Source organism: Amycolatopsis sp. WAC 01416 (genome assembly GCF_003947485.1).
Taxonomy (GTDB): domain Bacteria; phylum Actinomycetota; class Actinomycetes; order Mycobacteriales; family Pseudonocardiaceae; genus Amycolatopsis.
This window is the reverse complement of record NZ_QHHX01000003.1, coordinates 443,623-459,715: the sequence shown is the minus strand read 5'-3', so window position 1 is coordinate 459,715 and position 16,093 is coordinate 443,623. Positions and strand designations below refer to the sequence as shown.

Below are 16,093 nucleotides of genomic sequence, written 5' to 3'. Positions count from 1 at the left end.
AATCACTCCAGCAGCACGGGCAGCGCGTCGACGCCGTAGACGATCGAGACCTCCCGGAAGCCCACCGCCTCCGGGTCGATCGCCAGCCGCATTTCCGGGAACCGGCGCACCAGCGCGGGATACGCGGTGCGCAGCTCCATCCTGGCCAGTTCGGCACCGATGCACCGGTGGATGCCCCAGCCGAAGGCGAGATGCGACGTCGGCTCGCGGGTGGCGTCGAACTTCTCCATGTCCTCGCCGAGGACGCCGTCACGGTTCGCGACGCTGAGGGAGACCAGGACGATGTCGCCCTTCGCGATCCGGACGCCGTCGACCTCCATGTCCTCCTTGGCGAAGCGCGGGAAGGCCATCTGCACGACTGTCAGGTACCGCAGCAGTTCCTCGACGAACTTGTGGACGGCGTCGTCGTCGCCGCGGACGGTTTCGAACAGCTCGCGGTCCTTGAGCAGCACGAGCGCGCCGAGCGCGAGCATGCTCGCCGTGGTCTCCAGCCCGCCGGTCAGCACGCCGTCGGCGAGGCCCGCCAGCTCGCGGTCGTCGATTTCGTCGCCGTGGTCCTTGATGAGCATGCCGAGCAGGCCGTCGCCCGGGTTCTCTCGCTGCTTCTTGACGATGTCGTCCAGATAGGACAGTGACTCGGTCATCGCCCCGAGTGACGCGCCCGCGCCGCCGAAGAGGTCGAACCGCGCGGTGCTCAGCCGCTGGAAGTCGTCGCGGTCCTCGTACGGGACGCCCAGCAGCTCGCAGATCGTCAGCGACGGGATCGGCAGCGCGAATGCCTCCCACAGGTCGACAGGGCCGTCCGCCTTCGCCATCGCGTCGAGCTGGTCGGCGACGATCTCGTCGATCCGCGGCGTCAGCCGGGACAGCCGTCGCATGGTGAACTCAGGCGTGAGCAGGCGCCGCAGCCGGGTGTGCACCGGCGGATCGGCGAACCCGAGCCCGCCGGGGTTCTGGTCCTCGGTCACGCCGGCGTTCCCGACCAGGTTGGTGAAGTCGTTGCTGAACTCGCTCACCTTGCCGAGTACGGCCTTGGCCTCGTCGTAACCGGTGACCAGCCAGCCGTTCATCCCGAACGGCAGGTCGAGCTTGCTGATCGGCTCCGTCGCGCGGATCCGGCCCAGCTCGGCAACCGGGTCGAGGCCGTCGCGCTTGAGCGGCAGCAGCGCGTTGTCCGGGATGATGGACATCTTGGACAGGTCGAAACCGTTCTTCTGCTGACGCGCGAGGTAGCGGCGGCCGATCCAAGCCAACACGCGCGAGCGAATGCTCCCCATACTCTGCACCCTACTCCAGCCGCTGAACACCTGACCTGGCACAACAGGGCGCCTTCGCCCAGCAGGGCAGCAATTTCGACGGTTGTTCACCCGCCGTCCGACTCGATCAGTCACGTCCAGAAAGTCGGATTTCCGCCGCGGGAGGTTCCCGGCGACCGGGAGACCTCGGTCACCGTAGGTCACAACGGACCGGAGACAACGCCTGACATCGGGTGCGCGTCGTGAGATTGTCGGACCTTACTGGGAGGATTCGGACATGTCAGCCGTGCTCATCGGACGCGACCATCCCGCGGGGGTTCTCCGCGCGGAGATCGCCCGTGCCGCCGAAAGCCACGGCGGGCTGATGCTGGTCACCGGCGAGGCCGGGATCGGCAAGACCACGCTCGTCACCGGCGCCGCCGAGGAGGCGAAACGCCTCGGCGCCCTGGTGCTCAACGGGTCCTGCTGGGACTCGGCCAGCGCGCCGGGCTACTGGCCGTGGACCCAAGTGATCCGCGGGTTGCGACGCGCGGTCGGGCAGGGGCGCTGGGCCGCGATGGCCGGCAGTGAACTGGACGTCCTGCTCGGTGAGGCCCGCGGCGACGGCGCGGCGGACGGCTTCCGGCTGTACGACGCGGTGACCAGCGCGCTGGTGGCCGCCTCCCACGATCAGCCGATCGTGGTGGTGCTCGACGATCTGCACTGGGCCGACGCCGCGTCGCTGCGGTTGCTCGAGTTCGCCGCGCAGCACACCTGGTTCGAACGGTTGCTGCTGATCGGCACGTACCGGGACGTCGAGGTCGAGGCGACCGATCACCCGCTTCGCTCGCTGATGTTGCCGTTGCTCGCGAAGGCCACTTCGGTCACGCTCACCGGCCTCGACCCGGACGAGGTCGGCACGCTCATGGCCAGGACGGCGGGCACGGCGCCCGACGACGCGCTGGTCGCCGAGGTCCACCGCCGCACCGGCGGCAACCCGTTCTTCGTCGAGCAGACGGCGCGGCTCTGGCACAGCGGCGGTTCCGCGGAGACCATCGCGCCCGGCGTGGCCGATGCCCTGCAGAGACGGCTTTCCCTGCTCCCCCAGCCGGTTCTCGATCTGCTGACCACCGCCTCCGTACTCGGCAGGGAATTCCATCGCAGGCTGCTCGCCGGCGTGGCGTCGGCGCCCGTGCCCCAGGTGGACCGGCTGCTCGACCAGGCCGTCGCGGCGCGGCTGGTCGTGGTGCACGGGCAAGGCCGGTTCGCCTTCGCCCACGACCTCGTCCGCGAGACGCTGTACGCGGCCCTGTCCGAACAGGACCGCCGGAAACAGCACGCCGCCGTCGTCGCGGCGGCCCGCGAGACGCCGACGTCACGGGACAGGCTCTTCCCCGCGGACCTGGCCCGCCACGCGCTGCTCGCCGGACCCGAACTCGACCCGGCCGAGGCCATCGACCTGTTGCTGGCCGCCGCGATCGACGCCACCGGCCGGATGGCGGTCGAGGAGACGACCACGCACTACCGGCGGGCGATGGAGATCGCCGAAGACCGGCGGCGGCAGGCGAGCATCGCCCTCGAACTGGGCGCGCACCTGACCCGTCACCACGAGACGGACGAGGGCAGACAGGTCCTCGACGAGGTCTCCGCGCTCATCCACGAACTCGACGACGACGATCTCCTCGCCAGACTGGCGTTGACCCTGGTCCGCGCCGATCACAAAAACCTCCGGATCGACGAGACGGTCAAGGTGCTCACCGAAGCGCACGCGCGGCTTTGTGGCCGCGAGCCAGGGCAGGAACTCACCGTCGAGGAGATGACGCAGGAACTGTCCGCGCGCATCATGATGACCGCCCGCGACCACGAGGACGATTCCGCTCTGCTGTTCGGTCTGTGGGCCCGGCACGACGCGATCTGGGGGCCGGGCAGCGCCGCGGAACGGGAACGGCTCACCGACGAACTGGTCGTGGTCGGCCGTCGCACGGCGAACCCGGAGTTGGAGCACTACGCGGCGTCGTTCAAGTGGGTGGCGCTGCTCGAACAGGGCGATCCCCGGTATTTCGAGCAATATCAGGAATTCCTCGCCCTGGCGAGCACCGGCCGCGCGCCGAGTTCGCAGCTGGCCGCCCGGATCGATCAGAGCATCATCGCCACGCTCCAGGGCCGGTTCACCGAAGCCGAGGCGTACATCCAGCAGGTGATCTCGTGCCACGAGGGGGATGAGCATCCCCATTTCGGTGACCTGAACCAGTTGCAGCGGTGGGTCCGGTGGTGCTTGGAGGGGCGGTTCGACGATCTCGCCGGGTTGCACCGCGAGATCGCCCGCGGCGGGTACTCGTACAGCCGCGTGCTGGAGGCGGTCACCGCGGCCCACCGTGAGGACGTCGGGGAGGCCGTGCGGCTCACCGATCTCGCGGCCGACGCGAAACCGTACCCTCGCGATCTGGAAGCGTTGTGGCTGCGCTGTCAGGCGCAGACGGCGGCGGTCTCGCGCGATCCCGAACGCTGTGAAGCCGCCCGCGCGCTGCTCGCGCCCTACAGCGGGGAATGGCTGGTTTCCCTGTACGGCTGCGAGATCTCCGGCCCGGTCGACCTCTGGCTCGGCAGGCTCGATCTGGCGCAGGAACGCTGGAACGACGCGGTGGACCGGCTTCGCGGCGCCGCGCTCTCCGCGGACCGGCTGAGGGCCACGGTCTGGGCGACCGAGGCCAAATCCTGGCTGGCGGTGGCTTTGCTCGGCCGGAACCTCGAGGGCGACGCGGCGGCCTCGGCGACCCTGCTGTCCGAAGTGGACGAAGAAGCCACCGCGTTCGGCATGCGGCAGGTCGTGGCGAGAGTGGCGCGGACGCGGAACAGCGCGCAGGCGCCGCCCGCCCCCGCCGCCGAGTTCCGTCGCGACGAAGCCGTATGGACGTTGCACTTCGACGGCGTCACCGCCCGCCTTCCGGACTCGAAAGGATTGCGAGACCTGCATTTCCTGCTCGGCAGGCCGGGTTCGGAGGTGGCGGCCGTCCGGCTGCTCGATCCCGCGGGAGGCGAGGAGGTCGTCGCCGCGAAGAGCCTAGGCGGTGACGCCGTCCTCGACGACGAGGCGAAAGCCCGGTATCGCGCGCGGCTGGACGAACTCGACGAACTGATCGACACCGCGACCGGGCTCGGCCAAGACGCGCGCGCCGCGGCTCTGGACCGTGAACGGGACGCGCTGCTCGCCGAACTGCGGTCCGCGGCCGGGTTCGGCGGCCGCACCAGGCGGCTCGGCGACGAGGCCGAACGCGCCCGCAAGACGGTGACCGCCCGCATCCGCGACACCCTGCGCAAACTCGACGAGCAGCATCCGGCGCTGGCCGCGCACCTGCGCGCGTCGGTCACCACCGGTTCTTCGTGCCGCTACGCACCAGAAGACAAGGTCCCCTGGCGGCTGTGAGCCGCCAGGGGACCTTGTCACCCCCAGCTCATTTCAGGTCGATGGCGAAATCCGCCCGACACGTGTGTCGTCCATCCAGACACGTGTGTCGTCCGCCGGATCACCCGTGCCGTCCCATCAGTCACGCGAGATCGCCAACCGGAGTGTGCTCATTTCCGGTTGTAGAGCCGCATCGTCAACGTGCCGAAGATCGCGAGGATGACTCCGCCGGCGATCAGCACCCAGGTGATCTCGCCGCCGTCCCAGTTGCCGTCCATCATCGAGCGGACCGCCGCGACCACGTGGGTCACCGGGTTGACGTCGACGAAGGCCTGCAACCAGCCCGGCATCGTCTTCGGGTCGACGTAGATGTTGCTGAGGAAGGTCAGCGGGAACAGCACCATCATGCTGACGCCCATCACCGACTTCTCGCTGCGCAGCAGCAGGCCGAACATCGTCCAGATCCACGAGAACGCGAACGAGAACGCCAGCAGCAGGAGGATCGCGGCGGCCACGCCACCGACGCCGCCGCCGGGACGGAAGCCCATGATCAGCCCGACGCCGAGGATCACCACCGACGCGATGAGGTAGCGCAGCATGTCGCCGAGCAGATAGCCGACCATCGCCGACGGCCGCCAGATCGGCAGCGTGCGGAACCGGTCGAACACGCCCTTCTCGATGTCGGTGTTCACCGAAATCCCGGTGTACATGGTGATCATCAGGATGCTGCTGGCCATGATGCCCGGCAGCACGAACTGCAGGTACTCCGTCGGCGAACCGGACAGCGCGCCGCCGAACAGGTAGGTGAACATCAGCGTCATCATGATCGGGAACGCGGTGACGTCGAACAGCTGCTCGGGCACGTGCTTGATCTTCAGCATCGCGCGCCACCCGAAGGTGACCGAGGTCGACAGCGCGCTCGGGCGCTGAGGACGGTTCTTCGCGATCAGGACTGCGGCCAGTTCTTCGGGCTTCGGTGCCGCGAGAACGGGTTCGTTTTCTTTGACTGCCGTGGTGCTCAAGCTGCACTCTCCTCAGGCGTGGCGGTGCGGTCGGTCAGGGCCAGGAAGACCTCGTCGAGGCTCGGCTGGCCGAGGGAGAAGGTGTCGACGATGATTCCCGCGCGGGCCAGTTCGCCCAGCGCGTGCGAGGCGTGTTCGGCGGCACCCTGTTCGGTGCTCTCGCCCGAAAGCCGCGCGGTCAGCGCGACCGGGTCCGGTTCGAGCACCACCTGCGCCTGCAAGGTGCGGACGAGCAGTGCCTCGGCTTCGGAACGCTGGTCGGCCTCCCGTAGCCGGACGTGGACGGCGCCCGCGCCGACCGAAGCCTTCAGCTGCCCCTTGGTGCCTTCGGCGATCACCTTGCCGTGGTCGATGACCGCGATCCGGGAAGCCAGCTGATCGGCCTCGTCGAGGTACTGCGTGGTCAGCAGGACGGTGGTGCCGTGCTGCACGATCGCGCGAACGATGTCCCAGACCTGGTTGCGGCTGCGGGGATCGAGCCCGGTGGTCGGTTCGTCGAGGAAGAGCACGTCGGGGGTGTTGAGGATGCTCGCGGCGATGTCGATCCGCCGCCGCATCCCGCCGGAGTAGTTCTTCACCTGCCGCCCCGCGGCCTCGGACAATCCGAACGCCGTCAGCAGTTCGGCCGCCCGCGCGCGGGCGGCCGGTTTGCGGTGCCCGGTCAGCCTGCCGATCAGCACCAGGTTCTCGGTCCCGGTCAGGTCCTCGTCGACCGAGGCGTACTGCCCGGTCAAGCTCACCATGGACCGGACCGCGTCGGCATCGCGGACGACGTCCTTGCCGAAGATGCGCGCTTCGCCGCCGTTGGGGCGGAGCAGGGTCGCGAGCATCTTCACCGCGGTGGTCTTGCCGGCGCCGTTCGGTCCCAGGACGCCGTACACGGTGCCCGCGGGGACCTTCAGGTCGATCCCGTCGACCGCCCGGTTCTCCCCGAACACCTTGACCAGCCCCGAGGCTTCGATGGCCAGTTCACTCATTTTCGTTTTCCTTTCAGAAGCTTTCAGCAGACGTAGGGACGGGTGGCGCGTGCTTCGCGCAGGGCGAGGCCCCACCAGACGAGTTCGTCGAGCAAGGTGGTCACTGCCTGGCCTTGCCCGTCGGTGTCGAAGGGGGTGCCGTCGCGGGCGAAGGTGCCGTCGAGGAGGTTGAAGGCCACGCTGTCGCGCATGGTCACCGTGTGCAGTTCGGTGAAGATCGTGCGCAGCTGCTCGACGGCGTAGAGCCCCTGCGAGCGGTAGCCGTAGGAGACGAACCCGACCGGCTTCGCGCGCCACTCGTCGTAGGCGCAGTCGATCGCCTGCTTGAGCGAGGCGGGGAAGCTGCGGTTGTACTCGGGGGTGACGACGACGAACGCCTCGGCCTCGTCGACCAGCCTCGCGAATCGCTTCATGTCGGCGGCCGGCGGTTCCGGCAGCCCGGCGGGCAGGTCGAATTCGACGAGGTCGAGCACTTCGGTGACGAGGTCGTCCCGGTGTTCCGCGTGGCCGGCGAACCACTTGCCGACGGCGTCCCCCACCCGCCCTTCGCGGACGCTGCCGATGATCACCGCGACCCGCAGCGGACTGTCGCCCATGACCGACCTCCTCTCGCCTCACCCCCTAGGCGCGAGAAAGCCGCCGGGCCTTCGCTAGATCGGATCTAGCGAAGGCCCGGCGGCTTCGGTCGGTGATCGCCATTCGGCACCTGAACGCGATGCTTACCTGGCGCAACTATCGCAACCAGGTGCCGAATTGCGGGTTACGCGGCCAGCGCGATCGCGATCGCGCCCAGCAGCGACGCGTCCTGGTCGAACTTCGCCGCCACCAGCTCCGGCGGGAACGGCACGGCCTGCGCCAGCCGCTCTCGCAACGCGGGCAGCAGAACGTCGGCCGAGCGCACCAGTCCCCCACCGACGGCGATGCGCCGCGGGTCGAGCGCGATGGCGAGGTTCGCGACGTGCATCGACAGTTCGTCGAGCGCCGCTCCGACCAGTTCCTTGGCCTGTGCGTTCTCCCTGGCGAGGCCGAACAGTTCGCCCGCGGTTACCGGGCGGCCGAGCAGCACACTCGCCCGGCCGCCCAGCCCACGCCCACCGACGGCCTCTTCCAGCGGCGCCGCTCCGCCGGAGAACCCGTCGGTGTCCTGTGGCGAGCGGAGGTTGTACCCGATCTCGCCCGCAGCTCCGTTGGCGCCCGCCAGCAGCCGGCCGCCGACCAGTACCGCCGCGGCGATCCCGGTCCCCAGTGAGAGGAAGACCGCCGGATCGGTGTCCGCCAGCGCCCCCCACCGCCATTCCGCGAGTGCCGCCGCCTTGGCGTCGGTGCCCACCTCGATCGGCACACCATCGAACTCCGCGGCGACGAGTTCGCGCAGCCGCAGTTGCTCCCAGCCCGGCACGTTGGGGGCCAGCAGGATGCGGTCCTCCAGCACGATGCCGGGGCTGACGACGCCGATCGCGACAAGGGCGTCGGCGGCGCCTTCGTCGGCGAGCAGTTTCCGTGCCGCGGCGAGCGCACGGCTGACCACCTGCGCGGCGCCCGCCTGCGCGTCGGTGTCGAGCCGCCGGGTGACCAGCAGGCTCCCCGCTCTGTCGGCCAGTCCGATCGCGACCTTCGTCCCGCCGAAGTCGATCCCCAGGATCAGTTCGTCCCCCGTCACTTCACGTTCCCCTCTGCTGCCGCCCCCGCGAACGATTCCTGGATTCCCTTGGGCCCGAACGGCCACACTCGCTCCGCCTTCGCGTAGGCAAGGAACGCCGCCACGCCGAGCGCGATCCATCCCACCGAAAGCCCGATCGAAAGCCAGGTGGCGGAGAAGTAGATGTAGACCCAGCCGAGCAGCGCGATGACCGTCGGGATCGGGTAGAGCCATTGGCGGTACGGCCGCTCCAGTTCCGGCCGCCGTCGCCGCAGCACGACGATCGCCGCCACCTGCGCGAGCGACTGGATGAGCACCAGCACCGTCACCGCCGCGTTGATCACCGCGGTCAGCGTGAACAGCGAGCCGATCGCGGTGATGACGCCCATCGTGAGCACACCGGCCGTCGGCAGGTTCAGTTTCGGGTGCAGCCGGGCGAACACCGGCAGGAACACCTTGTCGCGCGCGGCCTCGAACGGGACCCGTGAGCCGCCGAGCAGACCGGCGAACACCGAGCCGATCGCGGCGATCACGATGAACACGGTGATGACCTTCGCCGCGCCCGTGCCCCAAGCCTGTTCCAGCACGGTGGAGGCGACCGAAGTGGCGTTCTTCAATTCCTCCAGCGGGACCGAGCCGAGCACGCCGAGCTGCAGCAGGAAGTACAGGCTCATGATGCCGAGGATCGAGAGGATGATCGATCGCGGCAGCGTCCGGCCGGGGTCACGCACCTCGCCGCCGAGGTAGGCGCTGGTGTTGTAGCCGAGGTAGTCGTAAATGGCGATGATCAGGCCCGCGCCGAGCCCGGCCCAGAACGCCCCGCCGTCGAACGAGAACGCGCCCGGCGTGAACGCGAACGCTTGCGCGCCGTCGAAATGCGTGAAGGCCGCGACGATCACCGAGAGCGCGGCGAACAGCATGATCGCGAACAGGACGGTGGTCAGCTTCCCGATCTCGCCGATCTTGCGGAACAGCGCCAGCACGATCGCGGCGATGACGCCGAGGCCGATGATCTTGCCGAGCCCGGTGGTCCCGCCGTCGTCGGCCACCCCCGGGATCAGGTACCCGAGGTATTGGACGAGCCCGATGATGCCGGTTGACATGATCAGCGGGATGAACAGCACCGCGCTCCACGCGAACAGGAACGGCATGAGCCTGCCGGTCCGGGAGCCGAACGCCTCGCGCAGGTACACGTAGGTGCCGCCGGCGCCGGGGAGGGCGGCGCCGAGTTCGGCCCAGATCAGGCCGTCGGCCAGCGCGATGACCGCGCCGATGAGCCAGCCGAACATGGCCTGCGGGCCGCCGAGGGTCACCACCATCGCGGGGATGGTGACGAACGGGCCGATCCCGCACATCTGGGTCATGTTGATGGCGGTCGCCTGGAGCGGCCCGATCTTCCGCTCGAGCCCCGGCAGCGGGGATGAACTCAAAACGTGCCTCCCTGTTAGTTAGTAAAGTTTCTTAACATAAATCACGGCGTGTCGGAAGGCCAGGCGGCGAAGTTGTCGCGTGCCGGTCCACCCCGGTCTGCCCGAAAGGGCGAAATCAGCGAAATACGCCCGAACGGCCCAAGCCGGGACGTATCAGGGGGCCGTCGTTCTGCGTCCTTACTCAGAAGGACGTCTTCCCAGGGACGGTGAGGTCCATGAAACGGCTGTTCGGCACGGCTATCGCGATCGCCGCTCTCGGGTTCACGGCGGCCTGCGGCGGAGCCTCGGCTCCCCGCGACACCGCTCCGGCGGATCTGACCACCGGCAGCGAGGTGACGACGGAGACCGCCCCGACGGCGTCTTCCGAGGCGGCCCCGACCGCACCAGGCCCCCGGCGCACCGAGGAACCCCGTCCGCCCGTCGTTCCCGGGAGCCCCATCAGGTACAACAGCGACCTGCTCGGCACCGATCCCACCACCGCCAAGAACGCGATCGAGCAGAACCTCGCGGACCTCTGCAAGAGTCCCCGTCGGTGCGGCGTCTCGGTGGTGATCGCGGACGCGAGCGCGGGTGACTGCATCCGCAGTATCGGGCCGAATCCGGTCCACCCCGGCAAGACGATCACGATCCGGGCCAGGTCGTGCACAACCGAGACGACGGAGGAAAGCTCCGCTCCCCCGAAGCCGGAAAGCACGGAACCGAGCGAAACCACGGGCGGATGAGCGTCCGGCGCTCACTCCGCCGAGGCCTCCGCAGACCCGAGCCCGCCGTCGGCGAGCCGGCGGCGGACCCGTCGCGCGCACTCAGGCTGATCGGCACCGCACTGGCCAACACCACCCTGCTCACCGCGTTGCTCTACTACTTCGGGCTCGTCTACACGCAGACGTACTTCATCTACTTCCGCGTGCACTACACGCTTCTCGGCCAGACACCGGACGAGATCTTCGGGCGAGGGGTCGACGGCATGCTCCTGCCGCTGACGGGCGCGGCGGGCGCGGTGCTGCTCTTCCTGATCCTGACCCGGTTCCTGAAGATGCGGCTCGGCGAAGGCCCGTGGAACCGGCTGCTGCGGATCTGCACCCCGGTCGCCGGTGTGCTCGGCCTCGCGCTCCTCGTCTCGTCGACGGCGATCGCCCTCGACCCGGAACCCTTTCGCGACCATCCCGGCGTTCCCGGGCTCGGCTTCGCAATCGGTGTCCTGATGGTGCTCTTCGCCTGGCGGCGCTGGACCTCGCGCAGCACGGCGAGCGGCCGTTCGAACGTCGCCGAATTGGTGACCGGCTACGTCCTGGTGAGCATCGGCCTCTTCTGGTCCGTCGGCGACTACTCGGGAGCCGTCGGCACCAGCCGCGCCTTCGAGGCCTCCGGGGTGATCACGACGAGACCGGCCGCGACCTTGTACAGCGCGGAAAGCCTCAACCTCACCGCGAACGGTGTCACACAGGTGAAATGCGCCGACGCCGAATCGGCGTACAAGTACCGGTACACCGGGCTGAAGCTGCTGCTCCAGTCCGGCGGCCAGTACGTCTTCCTCCCGGGGAACTGGCGGGCCTCGACCGGCGTCGCGTTCGTGATCCCGAAGACCGACAAGCTGCGCCTCGAATTCGGCCCGCCCCGATCGGTCCCGCCGCCCGCCTGCTGACGCGCGTCAAGCCAGACGGCGCTCCAGCCACTCGGTGATCGTGTCGTCGACCAGTTTCGCGATCGGCAGCTGCGGCACGGGTTCGATGCCCGGCTCTTCGGCCAGCGGATGCGCGAGACCGGGCAGCCTGGCCAGGCGGACGTCGTCCGGACGTGCGTACCGCTCACGCAGCGCCGCGACCAGGTCGTCGGCATCGGTGCGCAGGGACGGATAGTCGCCCTCGCCGCTGACGAGCAGGAGCGGAACCTGCTCGTCCCGCGCCGAGATTTCACCCGATCGTGCGACGAAGTCGAGCTGATCCGCCGCTCGTTCCGCTTTGTCGCTCCACGGATACGCCTGTTCCAGCATGTCTTCGACCAGGCCGATCACCGAACGCGCCCGCACGGCGGGGTTGATCAGGACCGCCGCGCGGACCGGGATCTCCCGGGTGGCCAGGATCGTCAGCGCCACCGCACCGCCGAGCGAACCACCGACGACGGCCATCCGGGACGAGTCGAAGCCGAAGCGTTCGCGCAGTTCGGCCAGCGCGGCGGGGAACTCCAGCGCCGCCTGCGCGACGACCGGGTCGACGTAGGCGAGCATCGCGTCACGCCGGGCCCGCTCGAGCAAGGCGTCCATCGAGCCGTCGACCATTCTCGCGCCGCACAACGGCATTCCGAGATACACCCGCCACGCCGGCACCCCCGCCAGCGGCAACGCGGCCGCGAACGCGGCGTCGGAACGGGGCGCGTCGATCATGTGCCAAGCGACGACCACCGGCGCGGGGCCGCTGACCTCGGTCGATGGCGGCAAGATTGTGAACGGTACTCCCGCGGCCGTGCCCGTGACCGGTTCTCCCACCGCTGTCCTTCCTCGCGTGCTGTCGATCTCCACGATATCCAGGACGCGCGGGAAGCGGACCTCGTTCCGCCACAAGCGAAACAGTATGCCCGCGACGTCACCCCGACGCGCCGCGGAGGTGGTTGCGGGTGACCGGCGGCGGCCGAATATTGTTGCGACCCGGCCCATTGGAGGTGACCCGCCCGTGCCCGATGTCGACTACTACGAGGTGCTCGGCGTGGGCAAGGCCGCCTCGGTCAACGAGATCAAGACCGCGTACCGGCGGCTGGCGAAGTCACATCACCCGGACACCGGCGGTTCCGCGCTCACGTTCCAGCTGGTCCGCGAGGCCTACGACACGCTCAGCGATCCGATGCGGCGTGCGGGCTACGACGCGGGCGGGCGCTCCGTGCGCGTCCCGATCCGGCCGCGACCGCGGCGTCGCTTCGGCGAAGAACCGGGCTACGAGCCCGAGCCGGTCGTGATCGATCCGGAAGACCTCGAATGGTGGGAATTCGCCGCACAGGACGGCCGCGTGCGCCACGGACGGCGGCGCGGCCCCGGGCACACCCCGGTCGTCGCGGCGGTCGGCGGGATGGTGCTGGTGCTGCTCCCGGTACTGACCGGCGTCGGATTCACGGCCCCCACGCTGATCGTCTGGCTGATCCTGACCGCCGGGACCGCCCTGCTGGTGCAACGGCTCGCGCGCGGCTATCTCGCCGCTTCCCGCGCCAAGAACCGGTTCGCCGCCGAATTCGGCGGAAAGCACGTCTTCGGCACCCCCGGCACCGAGACCGACGAGCTCGCCGAGCGGCTCACCGCCGATCTGCTGGAGCGCTACCTGACCCGGCTGCCCGGCGCACGGATCTTCCACGGCCTCTCGTGGCCGGATTCGGTGTTCGCCGACGTCGACCACGCGGTGCTGTGCGGAAAACGGCTCGTGCTCGTCGAATCGAAACTGTGGCTGCCGGGACACTACGAAACCGATGACGACGACCGCTTGCTGCGCAACGGCCGCGCCTTCCGCGGCGGCGGGAGCAGACTGACGGAAAGCCTCGCCGAATATCGGCGGATCCTGCCGGGCGTCGCGTTGCGCGGCGCGATGATCGTGTACCCGAGCCGGACCGGCGAGGTCACCACCGATCACGAGGACCCCTCCCCCGCGCCGCCGATGACACCCGAGCAGTTCCTGCACGAGATCGGCGGCTGGCTGGCGGCGGAGCCGTCCACTGTGGACACGGCGACGATGCGCCTGGTGCGGGACCGGGTCGTGGGCACCGTTTAGAGATAGCGCGTGAAGGCCCCCTTCCCTCGGCTCAGCCGAGGGAAGGGGGCCTTCACGCGCTATGGACTACCGGCTAGCCGCGCTCCTTCTTGGCCCGCGCGGAACGGGTGCAGACCTCACCGACGTCGACCGTCTGACCGCGGTCGATGTAGACGTCCGCCAATCCGACGAGCTTGCCCTTCGGCGACGTACAGGTCAGCTGGTACGCCTCCTTGGGGCCATAGGTCGGCGGGATCGGCGACTGGAACGACACGCCGCCGGTCCAGTCGTCCACAGTGGACGGATTCGCCTGCGCGTAGTTGACCAGCACGGCCGTGTAGTCCCCGGCGGGCGGGTCGTACAGGATCGCGTGTTCTTCCGTGGTCGAACCGTTCGCCGACGACGACACCATGTTGCCCGCGGCGTCGAAGACGTACAGGTCCCAGTCGGAGTCCTGGCTGGCCCACTTGACGTCGACGCTGAACTTCCCGTTGTCGACCTTGGGGAGCCCGTCCACGTGGAACGTGAAGCTCTCCGAAGCCGGGTCGGCCGGGTAGTTCGTGTTGATCGCCGGGACCCCGGCCGGGTTGGCGACCTGGATCGCGGGCTGCGCCGGACCCTGCGGTTCGCGGCCGTAGCGGCCCGCGACGTAGGGCCGGGTCGACGGGTTGACCGACCACGCGAACCGGCCACCGGTCGAGGCCAGCGACGAGTTCAGGTTGTCGGTCACGTAGATCGGCGGTTTCGTCGAGCCGTCCGGCTGCACCACCGGCGAGGTCGGCGTCTGGAAGGTCTTGTGCAGCTTCAGCTGGTAGCCCTTCGGCGCGGTACCGATCAGCGTCGAATGCGCCGCCGGGTCCGCGGTGTTGGCCAGCATGTCCACGAAGGCCTGCCGGTTGCCGCCCTTGCCCGCGCCGGCCGCGGGGGCGACACCGGTGTATTCGGCGACGACACCGTCGGCGAACGGCGGGTGGAACTCGTTCGGGCCGACCTCGAAGGTGAAGCCCCAGCCACCGGTGGCCCAGTACGACCAGTCCTCGGTCGAACCGGTCGTGTCGTAGAGCGCCCACGACGGCTGGCTGGTGTATCCGTTGCGCGAGGCCATCTTGTCACCGAGCGCCTTGTACGCCGGCTCGTCGAGCGGCGGGCGGACGGCGGCGACACCCGGGACACGCAGCACCAGGTTGGAGTAGGTGTGCAGCGTGATCAGGTTGGTCACCTGGCGGTTGGACACGATCGAGCGGACGTTCTGCGTCTCGGGCTCGGAGAACGGGCCCGCGCCGCGGAAGGTGTCGCTGCGCCACAGGGTCGACGCGCCGGCGCCGCCCCAGAAGCCCGCGTAGTTGCGGTTCGGGTCGGTACCGCGTTCACGGCCGGCGGGGTTGGCCTTGCAGACGCCGGTCGCGAACTCCTTGGGCGAGTCGTTGACGTTGCAGTTCTTGCGCTTCATCTCGTAGTCGAAACGCGAGAAGTCGCCCTTGGGCTCGGCCTCACGGGAGATTTCGAAGCCGTCGGGGTTGACGATCGGCACGATGATGTTGCGGGTCCGGCCGACCAGGCCGCGGAGTTCGGCGTTGGTGCCGGTGTAGCCCTTGACCAGTTCGTGGGCCCATTCCATGGCGTGTTCGCCGGCAGGCCACTCCCGGGCGTGGTGCACGCCCATGGTGAAGTTGACGGGTTTGCCGTCGGCGATGTTCTTGACGTCGGTCGCGATCTCGAGGGCGACGACGTCGCGGCCTTCCCAGGTCGGCTGCGGCAGCGTGAACGCCGTGACGAGCTTGGGGTTCTTGCGGGCCAGTTCCTTGACCTCGAACTGGTAGTCGTAGAGGTGCCGGTAGCTCGTGCGCCCGGACGGCAAGGCCGAGGCCTGCGTCTTGGCGTCGTACTCGCTGTCGGCCTTGGCGTTCCGGATCGACTTGCCCGAAAGATCCGGCTCGATCACCTTCGACCTGAAGCCGTTGTCGGCCAGCGTCTTGCGGTCGGTGTCGTTGGCGAGGACGACCTCGACGCCGGTGGCGTCGGCCTTCTCGGTGACGTCCAGCCCGAGCCGGAGGAGCTTGTCCTTGTCCTGCTTGGCAGGCGTCTCGACCCGGACCAGTTCGGCGCGCTGCGGCGCGGGCGCGGCCCCGGTCGGCGTGAGGGCGAGGAAGTCGACGCCCAGCAGCGCGTCGCGGGTCTGCCCGGCGTACCGGCAGGTCTGCACGACCAGCTTCTGGTCCTTCTTCACGAAACCTTCGGCGAGCTCGTGGCTGCGCAACGCGGCCGACGCGGCGACCACGGCGCCGGTCGCCTTGTCGAAGACCGCGAGGTCCCAGTCGCCCTCACCGCCGCCACGAGGCGCGATCCGCGCCTGCAGCAGACCGTCTACTGTGGACGTGAACTCGCGACGATCGGTGCCGGAGGCACCCGGCTTCTGCAGCGCGGCGAAACAGGAACGCGGCACGGCCTGGTTGGCCCGCACCACGTTGTCCGCGGCCCCTGCCGTCGTGGCCGACGGAAGTGCCACGAAGGTGCCGGCGAGCACCAGGGTCGCCGCCGTCCATCCCGCTCTTCGCCGGTTTGGTGAATACCCCACAGACTGACCTCCTTGGACAGTCCGGTGACCGGGTGAGGTCACCGGTAGCGAGACCCTAGACCCGGGACCCCGTCCGAGGGACCCGCC

12 protein-coding genes are annotated in these 16,093 nt (G+C 69.2%); 4 read left to right on the top strand and 8 right to left on the bottom strand.

Annotation, left to right across the window (positions count from 1 at the left end; all coding sequences use genetic code 11):
- Positions 1-2 precede the first annotated feature (2 nt).
- Positions 3-1,277, bottom strand: coding sequence for a cytochrome P450 (locus tag DL990_RS12000; RefSeq protein WP_199746315.1), 1,275 nt, complete (start codon positions 1,275-1,277; stop codon positions 3-5).
- Positions 1,278-1,533: 256 nt separating this feature from the next.
- Between DL990_RS12000 and DL990_RS11995 the strand changes: the two genes are divergently transcribed.
- Positions 1,534-4,659 (top strand): AAA family ATPase, encoded by a 3,126-nt coding sequence (locus tag DL990_RS11995; protein WP_125798691.1) that lies wholly within the window; start codon positions 1,534-1,536, stop codon positions 4,657-4,659.
- 149 nt (positions 4,660-4,808) lie between these two features.
- Here the strand turns inward: DL990_RS11995 and DL990_RS11990 are convergent, their stop codons facing one another.
- The 5 genes from DL990_RS11990 to DL990_RS11970 all read right to left on the bottom strand — a co-directional run bounded on the left by DL990_RS11990 (position 4,809) and on the right by DL990_RS11970 (position 9,706).
- Entirely contained in the window at positions 4,809-5,660 is an 852-nt protein-coding gene (locus DL990_RS11990; RefSeq protein ID WP_125783926.1) for an ABC transporter permease, read from the bottom strand.
- A complete protein-coding gene (locus DL990_RS11985) occupies positions 5,657-6,637 on the bottom strand; it encodes an ATP-binding cassette domain-containing protein (RefSeq protein WP_125783924.1) in 981 nt (326 codons plus the stop codon). Before DL990_RS11985 ends, DL990_RS11990 begins: the two co-directional genes overlap by 4 nt.
- Before the next feature lie 23 nt (positions 6,638-6,660).
- A complete protein-coding gene (locus tag DL990_RS11980) occupies positions 6,661-7,233 on the bottom strand; it encodes an NADPH-dependent FMN reductase (protein WP_125783922.1) in 573 nt (190 codons plus the stop codon).
- Positions 7,234-7,397: 164 nt separating this feature from the next.
- Positions 7,398-8,297 (bottom strand): ROK family protein, encoded by a 900-nt coding sequence (locus DL990_RS11975; protein WP_125783920.1) that lies wholly within the window; start codon positions 8,295-8,297, stop codon positions 7,398-7,400.
- Positions 8,294-9,706, bottom strand: a complete 1,413-nt coding sequence (locus DL990_RS11970) for an APC family permease (protein WP_125798690.1) — start codon at positions 9,704-9,706, stop codon at positions 8,294-8,296. Before DL990_RS11970 ends, DL990_RS11975 begins: the two co-directional genes overlap by 4 nt.
- Before the next feature lie 215 nt (positions 9,707-9,921).
- Here DL990_RS11970 and DL990_RS11965 point away from each other — a divergent pair, with 215 nt between their 5' ends.
- Both DL990_RS11965 and DL990_RS11960 read left to right on the top strand, forming a co-directional pair.
- Positions 9,922-10,428 (top strand): hypothetical protein, encoded by a 507-nt coding sequence (locus tag DL990_RS11965; protein ID WP_125798689.1) that lies wholly within the window; start codon positions 9,922-9,924, stop codon positions 10,426-10,428.
- A complete protein-coding gene (locus DL990_RS11960) occupies positions 10,425-11,348 on the top strand; it encodes a hypothetical protein (RefSeq protein WP_125783914.1) in 924 nt (307 codons plus the stop codon). Before DL990_RS11965 ends, DL990_RS11960 begins: the two co-directional genes overlap by 4 nt.
- Positions 11,349-11,354: 6 nt before the next feature.
- Here the strand turns inward: DL990_RS11960 and DL990_RS11955 are convergent, their stop codons facing one another.
- On the bottom strand, positions 11,355-12,263 hold the full coding sequence (locus tag DL990_RS11955) for a S9 family peptidase (RefSeq protein ID WP_125798688.1): 909 nt from the start codon (positions 12,261-12,263) through the stop codon (positions 11,355-11,357).
- Positions 12,264-12,372: 109 nt separating this feature from the next.
- Here DL990_RS11955 and DL990_RS11950 point away from each other — a divergent pair, with 109 nt between their 5' ends.
- Positions 12,373-13,452: a DnaJ domain-containing protein gene (locus DL990_RS11950; RefSeq protein ID WP_125798687.1), complete on the top strand. Its 1,080-nt coding sequence runs from the start codon at positions 12,373-12,375 to the stop codon at positions 13,450-13,452.
- A 73-nt stretch (positions 13,453-13,525) separates the two neighbouring features.
- On the opposite strand, the gene DL990_RS11945 is transcribed toward DL990_RS11950, so the two are convergent.
- Positions 13,526-16,006 carry a M14 family zinc carboxypeptidase gene (locus DL990_RS11945; RefSeq protein ID WP_233620444.1) on the bottom strand — a complete coding sequence of 827 codons (2,481 nt, stop codon included), beginning with the start codon at positions 16,004-16,006 and terminating at the stop codon, positions 13,526-13,528.
- Positions 16,007-16,093: the final 87 nt, after the last annotated feature.

Bases quoted from the DNA above. Each gene is read 5' to 3' on its own strand.
- DL990_RS11995 (WP_125798691.1), top strand. From the start codon at position 1,534: ATGTCAGCCGTGCTCATCGGACGCGACCATCCCGCGGGGGTTCTCCGC.
- DL990_RS12000 (WP_199746315.1), bottom strand. From the start codon at position 1,277: ATGGGGAGCATTCGCTCGCGCGTGTTGGCTTGGATCGGCCGCCGCTAC.
- DL990_RS11980 (WP_125783922.1), bottom strand. From the start codon at position 7,233: ATGGGCGACAGTCCGCTGCGGGTCGCGGTGATCATCGGCAGCGTCCGC.
- DL990_RS11965 (WP_125798689.1), top strand. From the start codon at position 9,922: ATGAAACGGCTGTTCGGCACGGCTATCGCGATCGCCGCTCTCGGGTTC.
- DL990_RS11985 (WP_125783924.1), bottom strand. From the start codon at position 6,637: ATGAGTGAACTGGCCATCGAAGCCTCGGGGCTGGTCAAGGTGTTCGGG.
- DL990_RS11960 (WP_125783914.1), top strand. From the start codon at position 10,425: ATGAGCGTCCGGCGCTCACTCCGCCGAGGCCTCCGCAGACCCGAGCCC.